The 11239-nt window shown below is 52.8% G+C and carries 9 protein-coding genes and 1 tRNA gene; 4 read left to right on the top strand and 6 right to left on the bottom strand.

The annotated features are described in order from the left end of the window. Positions 1-194 precede the first annotated feature (194 nt). Entirely contained in the window at positions 195-1715 is a 1521-nt protein-coding gene (gene aer / locus BGE37_RS01620) for an aerotaxis sensor receptor Aer (RefSeq protein WP_105287702.1), read from the top strand. 106 nt (positions 1716-1821) lie between these two features. Here aer and nfeR read toward each other — a convergent pair whose 3' ends face one another. Next, on the bottom strand, positions 1822-2445 hold the full coding sequence (nfeR, locus tag BGE37_RS01615) for a DNA-binding transcriptional regulator NfeR (RefSeq protein ID WP_000018005.1): 624 nt from the start codon (positions 2443-2445) through the stop codon (positions 1822-1824). Between the two features lie 287 nt (positions 2446-2732). Here nfeR and nfeF point away from each other — a divergent pair, with 287 nt between their 5' ends. After that, positions 2733-3497 (top strand): NADPH-dependent ferric chelate reductase NfeF, encoded by a 765-nt coding sequence (gene nfeF / locus BGE37_RS01610; protein ID WP_105287701.1) that lies wholly within the window; start codon positions 2733-2735, stop codon positions 3495-3497. 53 nt (positions 3498-3550) lie between these two features. Here the strand turns inward: nfeF and BGE37_RS01605 are convergent. Next, positions 3551-3626, bottom strand: a tRNA-Ile gene (locus BGE37_RS01605). A 124-nt stretch (positions 3627-3750) separates the two neighbouring features. Here BGE37_RS01605 and mug point away from each other — a divergent pair. Beyond that, positions 3751-4257, top strand: a complete 507-nt coding sequence (mug, locus tag BGE37_RS01600) for a G/U mismatch-specific DNA glycosylase (protein ID WP_000228932.1) — start codon at positions 3751-3753, stop codon at positions 4255-4257. A gap of 78 nt (positions 4258-4335) precedes the next feature. On the opposite strand, the gene rpoD is transcribed toward mug, so the two are convergent. The 3 genes from rpoD to rpsU all read right to left on the bottom strand — a co-directional run bounded on the left by rpoD (position 4336) and on the right by rpsU (position 8443). Next, entirely contained in the window at positions 4336-6177 is a 1842-nt protein-coding gene (rpoD, locus tag BGE37_RS01595) for an RNA polymerase sigma factor RpoD (RefSeq protein ID WP_000437371.1), read from the bottom strand. Positions 6178-6371: 194 nt separating this feature from the next. After that, positions 6372-8117, bottom strand: coding sequence for a DNA primase (dnaG, locus tag BGE37_RS01585; RefSeq protein WP_000918834.1), 1746 nt, complete (start codon positions 8115-8117; stop codon positions 6372-6374). Positions 8118-8227: 110 nt separating this feature from the next. Next, positions 8228-8443 (bottom strand): 30S ribosomal protein S21, encoded by a 216-nt coding sequence (rpsU, locus tag BGE37_RS01580; RefSeq protein ID WP_001144069.1) that lies wholly within the window; start codon positions 8441-8443, stop codon positions 8228-8230. A gap of 237 nt (positions 8444-8680) precedes the next feature. Here rpsU and tsaD point away from each other — a divergent pair, with 237 nt between their 5' ends. Then, positions 8681-9694, top strand: a complete 1014-nt coding sequence (tsaD, locus tag BGE37_RS01570) for a tRNA (adenosine(37)-N6)-threonylcarbamoyltransferase complex transferase subunit TsaD (protein WP_105287700.1) — start codon at positions 8681-8683, stop codon at positions 9692-9694. A gap of 42 nt (positions 9695-9736) precedes the next feature. Here the strand turns inward: tsaD and ttdT are convergent, their stop codons facing one another. Further along, the gene (ttdT, locus tag BGE37_RS01565) at positions 9737-11200 is read right to left on the bottom strand and encodes an L-tartrate/succinate antiporter (RefSeq protein WP_000804924.1); all 1464 of its coding nucleotides are present in this window, start codon (positions 11198-11200) and stop codon (positions 9737-9739) included. Positions 11201-11239: the final 39 nt, after the last annotated feature.

Here is an 11239-nt window from a genome sequence, read left to right as displayed (position 1 = left end):
CTGATTTTTGGGCAAGATAATTAACGTTTTCGTATAGTAACAGAGTGAAAGTATTTTAAATCAAGGAATTAGATTTGTGCTTTAATCGCAAATTGCGATCTAAATCAAATTAATCGGTTAAAGATAACCGCAGCGGGGCCGACATAAACTCTGACAAGAAGTTAACAACCATATAACCTGCACAGGACGCGAACATGTCTTCTCATCCGTATGTCACCCAGCAAAATACCCCGCTGGCGGACGATACCACTCTGATGTCCACTACCGATCTGCAAAGCTATATCACTCATGCTAATGACACTTTTGTGCAGGTGAGCGGCTATACCTTGCAGGAGTTACAGGGGCAGCCGCACAATATGGTGCGTCATCCCGATATGCCAAAAGCGGCGTTTGCGGATATGTGGTTCACCCTGAAAAAAGGGGAGCCCTGGAGCGGCATCGTGAAAAATCGCCGCAAAAATGGCGACCATTATTGGGTGCGGGCCAATGCGGTACCGATGGTGCGCGAGGGAAAAATCAGTGGCTATATGTCGATTCGTACCCGGGCGACGGATGAAGAGATTGCGGCGGTGGAGCCACTGTACAAAGCGTTGAACGCCGGACGTACCAGTAAGCGTATTCATAAAGGCCTGGTGGTGCGTAAAGGCTGGCTGGGAAAACTGCCTTCATTGCCGCTTCGCTGGCGGGCGCGTGGAGTGATGACGCTGATGTTTATCTTGTTGGCGGCTATGCTTGGGTTTGTTGCTGCCCCGGTGGTGTCGTATTTCCTCTGTGCATTAGTGGTATTGTTAGTAAGCGCCTGTTTTGAATGGCAGATTGTGCGCCCGATAGAAAATGTCGCCCGTCAGGCACTGAAGGTGGCGACCGGAGAACGTAATAGTGTTGAGCATCTGAATCGCAGCGATGAGCTGGGGCTGACATTACGCGCGGTAGGGCAGCTTGGCCTGATGTGCCGTTGGCTAATTAACGATGTCTCGAGCCAGGTGTCCAGTGTCAGAAACGGCAGCGAGACGCTGGCGAAAGGCACTGATGAACTGAACGAACATACCCAACAGACGGTTGATAATGTTCAGCAAACGGTGGCGACCATGAACCAGATGGCGGCGTCGGTGAAACAGAACTCTGCCACGGCGTCGGCTGCCGATAAACTTTCGATCACCGCCAGTAATGCGGCCGTGCAGGGCGGGGAGGCGATGTCCACGGTGATCAAAACGATGGACGATATTGCTGACAGTACCCAGCGCATTGGCACCATTACTTCGCTGATTAACGATATTGCGTTTCAGACCAATATTCTCGCCCTGAATGCGGCGGTGGAAGCGGCGCGTGCCGGAGAACAAGGCAAAGGTTTTGCAGTGGTGGCAGGGGAAGTGCGTCATTTAGCCAGCCGCAGTGCTAATGCCGCCAACGATATTCGCAAGCTGATTGATGCCAGTGCTGATAAGGTGCAATCCGGTTCGCAGCAGGTACACGCCGCCGGACGGACGATGGAAGATATTGTGGCGCAGGTAAAAAACGTCACCCAGTTGATAGCTCAGATTAGCCATTCAACGCTGGAACAGTCCGATGGGCTTTCCAGCCTGACCCGTGCGGTGGATGAGCTTAACCTGATCACCCAGAAAAACGCCGAGTTAGTGGAAGAGAGTGCGCAGGTGTCGGCGATGGTGAAACACCGCGCCAGCCGACTGGAAGACGCGGTGACGGTGCTGCATTAATCGGTATGCCGCATCCGGCGGTTGGCGCACAATGCCTGATGCGATGCTGGCGCATCTTATCAGGCCTACGGGGTGTGTAGGGTACGCCGCATCCGGCAATCGGTGATTAATCCAGTTGGGTAATATCAAAAGCGGCGCGGTCGATCACCGCAATGATCTTTTTTATTTGTGCATCAGTGATATCGCTCTGGTTGACGCGTAAATCCAGCACCGCTTTAAAATTATCCAGCGCCCGCTTCATTTGCGGGTTCTGGCGCAGCGCAGCGCCAACGCAACGCGCTTTGATGCGCTCTTCAATCATCTCCACTTGTTCGCGGTTTTCTTCCAGCCACTGCGCGCCTTGTTCGGTCAGCGCAATCTGCTTCTTACCACCTTCCTCTTCGCGGATGGTAATTAGCGACTGTTCCTGAAGAAAATCCAGCGTCGGGTAGATGACGCCCGGGCTTGGGGTGTAATTTCCCTGGGTCAGATTTTCAATCGCTTTAATCAATTCGTAACCGTGGCTGTCATCGCGCGAGAGAATATCCAGAATCACCAGACGCAATTCACCGTGACCAAAGAAACGTTGCCGACGACCGCCGCCGCGACCGTGGCGACCACCACAGCATTGACCGTGTTCATGCTGGTGACCGTGTCCGCAGTGTTCGTGTTCTGATTTCTCACCTTTGCAGCAGCCTTCATGACGTGGCTGGCCTTCATGTTTACAACACCCTTCGTGGTGATGGCTCATATCAGCCTCCTTTGGCTTAATTAGATATATCTAATTTATATCTGATATGAGCGCTCTTGCAAGTGTAAAAATGATTTTTAAACGTGGACTCATCTCACACGTAGGCCGGATAAGGCGTTCACGCCGCATCCGGCGTTGAGTAATGATGCCTGAGAAGAGGCGGTTCGTCTTATCAGACTATAGACATATCAGTTCTACAAATCGCTTGCATTTATCACGATTAACAATCATTATCATTTAATAATTTTATTTAGATATATCTGATTATCATCACGAAGGCGATAACAATGAATAATTCCCCCAGCTACCCACAGCGCGTTCGCAATGATCTGCGCTTCCGTGAACTGACTGTGTTACGCGTTGAGCGTATCAGTGCCGGTTTTCAGCGCATTGTCCTCGGCGGCGAGGCGCTGGACGGTTTTACATCGCGCGGCTTTGACGATCACAGCAAACTCTTCTTTCCTCAATCTGACGTTCACTTTGTGCCGCCAACGGTAACGGAAGAGGGGATCGTCTGGCCGGAAGGACCACGCCCACCGTCGCGTGACTATACGCCGCTGTATGACGAACTACGCCATGAACTGGCGATTGATTTCTTTATTCACGAAGGCGGCGTCGCCAGCAGCTGGGCAATGCAGGCGCAACCGGGCGATAAACTCACGGTGGCAGGTCCGCGCGGTTCGCTGGTGGTGCCGGAAGATTACGCGTATCAGGTGTATGTTTGCGATGAGTCCGGAATGCCGGCACTGCGCCGCCGCCTGGAAACGTTGAGTAAACTTGCCGTTAAACCGCAAGTTACCGCGCTGGTCAGCGTACAGGATAACGCCTGTCAGGATTATCTCGCGCACCTTGATGGTTTTAATATCGAATGGTTGGCGCATGATGAGCAGGCGGTAGACGCACGCCTGGCGCAGCTGCAAATCCCTGCCGATGATTACTTCATCTGGATAACCGGCGAAGGCAAAGTCGTTAAGAATTTAAGCAGCCGCTTTGAAGCGGAACAGTATGACCCACAGCGGGTACGCGCAGCGGCTTACTGGCACGAAAAGTAACTGATATATAAAAAGAAAAAGGCTGACGATTTCTCGTCAGCCTTTGCTATGTCTGGTGGCCCCTGCTGGACTTGAACCAGCGACCAAGCGATTATGAGTCGCCTGCTCTAACCACTGAGCTAAGGGGCCATGGTAGCGGATTATAAAGTAACTCCGTGTCGCAATCCAGCCATTACCGCTCGCCTGCTGTTTTTATAAACAATGTATTTTCAATCCGTTATACTTTTCCTGGTGATGTTAGAAAGGAGTAAATATGGTTGAGGATATTTTGGCTCCAGGGTTACGGGTTGTGTTTTGCGGTATCAATCCTGGTCTTTCATCCGCCGGAACTGGTTTTCCCTTTGCTCATCCGGCAAATCGCTTCTGGAAGGTGATATATCAGGCTGGGTTTACCGACCGTCAGTTGAAGCCGCAGGAGGCACAGCATCTGCTGGATTATCGTTGTGGTGTCACCAAACTGGTAGACCGTCCAACGGTGCAAGCCAATGAAGTTTCAAAGCAGGAGCTGCACGCAGGCGGGCGTAAGCTGATTGAAAAAATTGAAGATTACCAACCACAAGCGTTGGCAATTCTGGGCAAACAGGCGTTTGAGCAAGGATTCAGCCAACGCGGTGCACAGTGGGGGAAGCAAACGCTCACTATTGGTTCGACGCAGATTTGGGTACTGCCAAATCCCAGCGGTTTAAGTCGCGTTTCACTGGAGAAACTGGTTGAGGCGTATCGGGAACTGGACCAGGCGCTGGTAGTGCGTGGGCGATAAAAAACGCCACCGAAAAGGTGGCGTTTGTGCAAAGGGAAAAGTGCCGGATGTGGTGTAACGCCTGATCCGGCCTACCGATTAATCGTCCAGGAAGCTACGCAGTACTTCAGAACGGCTCGGGTGACGCAGTTTACGCAGCGCCTTCGCTTCGATCTGACGGATACGTTCGCGGGTAACGTCGAACTGTTTACCCACTTCTTCCAGCGTGTGGTCGGTGTTCATGTCGATACCGAAACGCATACGCAGAACTTTCGCTTCACGCGCGGTCAGGCCAGCCAGCACGTCGTGCGTTGCCGCACGCAGGCTTTCAGTGGTCGCAGAATCCAGCGGCAGCTCGAGGGTGGTATCCTCGATGAAATCCCCCAGATGCGAATCTTCATCATCACCGATCGGCGTTTCCATGGAGATTGGCTCTTTGGCGATCTTCAGCACTTTGCGGATCTTGTCTTCTGGCATCAGCATACGTTCAGCCAGTTCTTCCGGCGTCGGCTCGCGGCCCATCTCTTGCAGCATCTGGCGAGAAATACGGTTGAGCTTATTGATAGTCTCAATCATATGCACCGGAATACGGATGGTGCGCGCCTGATCCGCGATAGAACGGGTGATAGCCTGACGAATCCACCAGGTTGCGTAGGTGGAGAATTTGTAACCACGACGGTATTCGAACTTATCAACCGCTTTCATCAGGCCGATGTTACCTTCCTGAATCAGGTCAAGGAACTGCAAGCCACGGTTGGTGTATTTCTTGGCGATAGAAATAACCAGACGTAAGTTCGCTTCAACCATCTCTTTCTTCGCACGGCGGGCTTTCGCTTCACCGATGGACATACGACGGTTGATATCTTTAACCTGCTCGATGGTCAGGCCTGTTTCTTCTTCAATCTGTTGCAGCTTCTGCAGAGCGCGATGCACTTCTTCAGAGACATCGTGCAGTTTTTCCGACCACGGCTTGTTCATCGCAATTGCCGCGTTGAACCAGGTATCGCTGGTTTCGTTGCCGGTAAACAGGGTAATGAAGTTTTTCTTCGGCATTTTGCACTGTTCAACGCAGAGCTTCATGATCAGACGTTCTTGCGTACGAACGCGGTCCATCATGACGCGCATGCTGTTGACCAGGTAGTCAAACTGCTTCGGTACCAGGCGGAACTGTTTGAATACTTCAGACAGTTTCAGGATCTCTTCCTGAGCGGCTGCGTGACTGCGACCTTTCGCTTTGATGGTGTCACGTGTTACAACGTACTGAGCGCGCAGTTCCGCAAATTTTTCGCGAGCCAGTTCCGGGTCGATGCTGTTGTCATCATCGGCGCTATCGTCATCGCCATCTTCTTCGTCTTCATCTTCGTCATCGTCCAGATCTTCCTGGGAAAGCTCAGAACCGACGTGAGTGGCGGTAGGTGCCAGATCTTCTTCTGCGTTCGGGTCAACAAAGCCGGTGATCAGATCGGACAGACGCGCTTCTTCTGCTTCAACACGATCGTACTGTTCCAGCAGATAGGTGATCGCTTCCGGATATTCAGCAACGGAGCATTGAACCTGGTTGATCCCGTCTTCAATACGCTTAGCGATGTCAATTTCGCCTTCGCGGGTCAACAGTTCAACGGTGCCCATTTCACGCATGTACATGCGTACCGGGTCAGTCGTGCGCCCGATTTCAGATTCCACGCTGGAAAGCACCTGCGCGGCGGCTTCGGCAGCATCTTCGTCCGCGGTGTTTTCAGCCAGCATCAGATCATCGGCATCCGGTGCTTCTTCCATCACCTGAATGCCCATGTCGTTGATCATTTGGATGATGTCTTCGATCTGATCTGAATCGACGATATCTTCCGGCAGATGGTCATTGACCTCGGCATAGGTCAGATAGCCTTGCTCCTTACCACGGGTGACAAGAAGTTTCAGCTGTGACTGCGGGTTTTGCTCCATAAGACGGTATCCACACTTATTTCATGAGGTTGGTGTTGGGCGATTGACCCGCTGTCCTTCAGCCGTTAACGCTGAAATCCAACGGTTGTTTACCGCCAACGATAATTACGAGGGCGTACTTATATATTTGCCGCTGCCTCTCAGTGCGGCTGTCGGGGGCTTCCCGATCGCTCTTCGGCACTTAAGCCGTTAAATTACTTTTTCGCCAGCTCCTGGTTTAATGTCCAGAGCTCAAGGCGTTCTTCGTTGCTTAAACCATGCGTGCGCTCACGAGCGATTAACTCTTCCTGGCGCAGTTCAAGCAGCGAATCAAACATATGGTTGAGTGAGTCGGTGAAGGTTTGCTCAGCAATATTCCTATCTGCTATATCGTCCCACATCGACAGTTTTTCAAGGGTGGCAGCATTATTTGTACCACGATAGTGCTCTAAAAGTTGCCCGGTGGTCAGACCTGGCTGAGAGAGACAAGTGTTGACCAGTTCTCTGAATAAGCCAAGTCCAGGGAGCTTATTTTCATCCAGATTCTCAAGCGGCGGGACCAATGTCGCTAATTCTGGATTTTGCACCAGCAACCCTATAAGTATACGCATGGTCGTGCGTTTTAGCTGTGGAACAGGGCGAGAAACGCTGCTCTCCGCCGCTTTTGGCATTAATCGTTCAAGCTGGCTGTCATCAAGTATGCCTAATTTGTTGCCTAATTCCTGACGAAGATATATTCGCAGCGTTTCGCCCGGCACCTGCGATATCAATGGCAGTGCCAGCGTACTCAAACGTGCGCGCCCGTCAGGGGTACTCAGATCAACTTGCGGCATCAGACTGTTAAACAGAAAAGCGGAGAGCGGCATCGCCTGCTCCATCCGCGCTTCAAACGCTTCTTTACCTTCTTTGCGCACCAGCGTGTCAGGGTCTTCGCCATCAGGCAAAAACATAAAACGTAGCTGCCGTCCGTCTGTCATGTAAGGCAACGCCGTTTCCAACGCTCGCCAGGCAGCATCGCGACCTGCACGGTCGCCGTCATAACAGCAAATGACATTGTTGGTCGCGCGGAACAACAATTGAATGTGATCGGCAGTGGTTGACGTGCCTAACGACGCAACGGCGTAATTAATGCCGTATTGCGCCAACGCCACCACGTCCATATAGCCTTCGACCACAAGCAGACGATTGGGTTCAGCGTTATCCTGCTGCGCCTCATAAAGACCGTATAGCTGGCGGCCTTTATGGAAAATATCGGTTTCCGGCGAGTTCAGGTATTTGGGGGTATCGTTGCCCAACACGCGCCCGCCAAAACCAATCACCCGACCGCGTTTATCGCGAATGGGGAACATCACCCGTTCGCGGAAACGATCGTAACTGCGACCCTGATCGTTGGTGACCAACATGCCCGCATCAATCAATGACTGACGATTTTCTGGATTGCCGCCAAACCGTTTCAGGACGTTGTCCCAGCCGGGGGGCGCAAAACCAATCGCAAAGCGGGCGATAACCTCGTGGCTTAATCCGCGTTTTTCCAGATACTGGCGCGCAGACGTGGCTACAGGTTGCTGTAAAGATTGTTGGTAAAACGTATTCAGACCGTCCATCAACTGATAAAGCGTTTGCCGTTGATGGCGCTCGATCTGACTGGGGCCGCTGCCTGCTTCAAATGGCACTTCAAGATTGTGCATTGCCGCCAGCTCTTCGACCGTTTCGACGAACTCGAGCTTGTCGTAGTTCATCAGGAAGTCGATCGCATTGCCGTGCGCGCCACATCCAAAGCAGTGGTAAAACTGTTTTTCACCGTTAACGGTGAATGACGGGGTTTTCTCGTTGTGGAATGGACAACACGCGTGGAAATTCTTGCCCTGCTTTTTCAGCTTTACACGGGCATCGATCAGATCGACGATGTCAGTGCGTGCCAGCAGATCATTAATGAATACGCGTGGGATTCGTCCAGCCATAGGCCCCGATTTTTAGCAATTCATAAACGAAAATAAGCCGCGCATTCCTTTCGGAAGCACGGCCTTACAACTACAACTCGGTCTGATCGGAGAGCAACGCTCTCGGGGAATTAGTACAGACGAGTGCGGCGTGCGTTTTCGCGAGCCAGTTTCTTCGCGTGACGTTTCACTGCAGAAGCTTTAGCGCGCTTACGTTCGGTAGTCGGTTTTTCATAGAACTCACGACGACGAACTTCCGCCAGAACACCTGCTTTTTCGCAGGAACGCTTGAAGCGACGCAGAGCTACGTCGAACGGCTCGTTTTCACGTACTTTAATTACCGGCATGTGCCTCTCACCTTTGATTAATTCGGTTTGCCGCTGGCATCAACGCCAGCTTATTTCAAAATGGTGCGGAATTTTACTGCAATTGCTGCTGCTTTGTAAAGCACCGCGGCCTTTTTTGAAAGGGACTTTTATAAGGGTGAGGAGTATACACGAGGCTTTCTCCAGGGGCGAACAAAGTTTTACATCAACCCGCATTGGTCCTACACTGCGCGGTAATAAAGCGAGGTAAAACAAGTCATGCGTGTACTGGGTATTGAAACTTCCTGCGATGAAACCGGCATCGCCATTTACGACGATGAAAAAGGTTTGTTAGCCAACCAATTGTATAGTCAGGTGAAATTGCACGCTGACTACGGCGGCGTCGTGCCTGAACTGGCCTCCCGCGATCACGTGCGTAAAACCGTACCGTTGATCCAGGAGGCGCTGAAAGAGTCCGGTTTAACGGCAAAAGACATTGACGCCGTGGCCTATACTGCAGGCCCTGGATTAGTCGGTGCGCTGTTGGTTGGCGCAACGGTCGGGCGTTCGCTGGCGTTTGCCTGGGGCGTTCCGGCGATCCCGGTACACCATATGGAAGGGCATCTGTTAGCGCCGATGCTGGAAGATAACCCACCGGAATTTCCGTTTGTGGCGCTGCTGGTTTCCGGCGGTCATACGCAGTTAATCAGCGTGACTGGCATTGGTCAGTACGAGCTGCTCGGAGAGTCTATCGATGATGCCGCCGGGGAAGCGTTTGATAAAACCGCGAAGCTGCTGGGACTGGATTATCCTGGCGGGCCATTACTGTCGAAAATGGCGGCTCAGGGTACAGCCGGGCGCTTTGTCTTCCCGCGCCCGATGACTGACCGCCCAGGGCTGGATTTCAGCTTTTCTGGTCTGAAAACCTTTGCGGCGAACACGATTCGTGACAACGGCACCGACGACCAGACGCGTGCTGATATCGCCCGCGCCTTTGAAGATGCGGTGGTCGATACGTTGATGATTAAGTGTAAGCGAGCGCTGGATCAGACAGGCTTTAAGCGACTGGTCATGGCAGGCGGCGTGAGTGCTAACCGCACGTTACGGGCGAAGCTGGCTGAAATGATGAAAAAACGCCGTGGCGAAGTGTTCTACGCGCGTCCGGAATTTTGTACTGATAACGGCGCGATGATCGCCTATGCCGGAATGGTGCGGTTTAAAGCAGGCGTGACGGCGGATCTCGGCGTTAGCGTGCGTCCGCGCTGGCCGCTGGCAGAGTTACCGGCCGCGTAAAACTATTAGGTGCCGGAGAGTCACTTCCGGCACCGTCCTCACTTAAAGCAACACCACGGGCATCCACAGTAAGCCGGTAATCACCAGCAACACGAGGAATATCAGCCCAAAAATTGCCCCCAGTCGCCAGTAATCCACCGTTGGCAGATAACCACTACCGTAGTAAATTGGACTGGGTCCGGTGGCGTATGGCGTAAGAATGCTCCCCAGACCAATTGCCGCGCCAACCATCAGGCAGAACACGGGAAGCGGGATTTCCGGCATCGCCAGCGCGGCGGCAATCATCATCGGCGCGAGAGCGGAGGTATACGCCGTGGCGCTGGCAAAGAAGTAGCGTAGCAGATAAAAGACCACAATCAACGCCACCATCACCATCGTTGGCGAATAACCGCTTAAGCTGCCTGCTAACAGTTTGCCAAACCAGCTAATAAAACCGGTGTTGTTGAGTCCGGTAGCGAGGGTGATAAGCGAGGCCAGCCAGAAGAAAACGTTCCACGCCGCTTTATTACTGACAATATCGTCCCAGCAGATAATGCGCAGAAGCAGCATCAGTGCCACCACGCTGTAACCGACCATCGCGGCATCGATATAATCACCGCCGAAAATCCACAGCACCAGTGCGCCTACCATCAGCCCCAGCATCCGTTTTTCACGAGAACAGAGCGGGCCCATTGCCTGCAGTTCCGTCTCTGCCCAGCGCGGCACCTGATCACCAGACTTCAGTACCGGCGGGTACAGCACGTAAGCCAGCCAGGGAACCAGCAGAACCAGTAAAATGCTGAGCGGCAACATGCCGAGAAACCAGTCGCCCCAACTCAGCGTGGCGTGAGATGCGCTTTTCATCAGTCCAATTAACAGCAAGTTAGGTGCCATCGCCGTCAGGAAAATGGCGCTGGTCACGCAGTCGGCAACAATCCCCATCCACATGATGTACGAGCCAATGCTGCGCGAACTGCTGTCGTTTGGTTGTGATTGATAGAGCGGTGGCAGGTTACGGATGATGGGATAGATAATCCCCGCACCGCGCGCTGAGTTGGACGGTGTTACAGGTGCCAGGATCAGCTCGGAGAACATCACCGCATAGCCGAGAAACAGCGTACGATGCCCCATCTTTTTCACCAGAATCAGCGCGATACGTCGCCCCAGCCCGGTTTTTTCATAGCCTGTGCCAAACATAAAGGCGGCGAAAATCAGCCAGATAACCGAATTAGAAAAACCAGAAACCGCCCAGGAGAGGGATTTGGCGGTGAACTTAAAACCTGGCTGGGCGAGCTGCTCCGGGCTAAACAGCAGCCACGGCGAGAGAATGGCGATAATGGAGATACCCACCATCGCCACCACGGCACCCGGCACGGGTTCGAGGATCAGTCCAACGATCACGCCAGTAAAAACGGCAAAGTAGAGCCAGGTATGACTCTCCAGCCCTGCGGGAACCGGAATTAGAGCAATAATGGCGATGACCGCCAGCGGCGCAAGGTATCGCCACCATTCAGTGGAAGGTTTCATCGTGTTATGCCTGCGAAAAAGGAGAGGGGGTGAGCCTCT

The organism is Escherichia sp. MOD1-EC6300 (genome assembly GCF_002965045.1).
Lineage (GTDB): Bacteria > Pseudomonadota > Gammaproteobacteria > Enterobacterales > Enterobacteriaceae > Escherichia > Escherichia coli_F.
Note: the sequence above shows the minus strand (reverse complement) of the source record. Positions and strands in the feature narration are given on the sequence as shown.

What these genes read in the sequence shown, in the direction of transcription:
- rpoD (WP_000437371.1), bottom strand. Translation starts at nt 6,177, where the DNA reads ATGGAGCAAAACCCGCAGTCACAGCTGAAACTTCTTGTCACCCGTGGT.
- nfeF (WP_105287701.1), top strand. Translation starts at nt 2,733, where the DNA reads ATGAATAATTCCCCCAGCTACCCACAGCGCGTTCGCAATGATCTGCGC.
- ttdT (WP_000804924.1), bottom strand. Translation starts at nt 11,200, where the DNA reads ATGAAACCTTCCACTGAATGGTGGCGATACCTTGCGCCGCTGGCGGTC.
- aer (WP_105287702.1), top strand. Translation starts at nt 195, where the DNA reads ATGTCTTCTCATCCGTATGTCACCCAGCAAAATACCCCGCTGGCGGAC.
- tsaD (WP_105287700.1), top strand. Translation starts at nt 8,681, where the DNA reads ATGCGTGTACTGGGTATTGAAACTTCCTGCGATGAAACCGGCATCGCC.
- nfeR (WP_000018005.1), bottom strand. Translation starts at nt 2,445, where the DNA reads ATGAGCCATCACCACGAAGGGTGTTGTAAACATGAAGGCCAGCCACGT.
- mug (WP_000228932.1), top strand. Translation starts at nt 3,751, where the DNA reads ATGGTTGAGGATATTTTGGCTCCAGGGTTACGGGTTGTGTTTTGCGGT.
- dnaG (WP_000918834.1), bottom strand. Translation starts at nt 8,117, where the DNA reads ATGGCTGGACGAATCCCACGCGTATTCATTAATGATCTGCTGGCACGC.
- rpsU (WP_001144069.1), bottom strand. Translation starts at nt 8,443, where the DNA reads ATGCCGGTAATTAAAGTACGTGAAAACGAGCCGTTCGACGTAGCTCTG.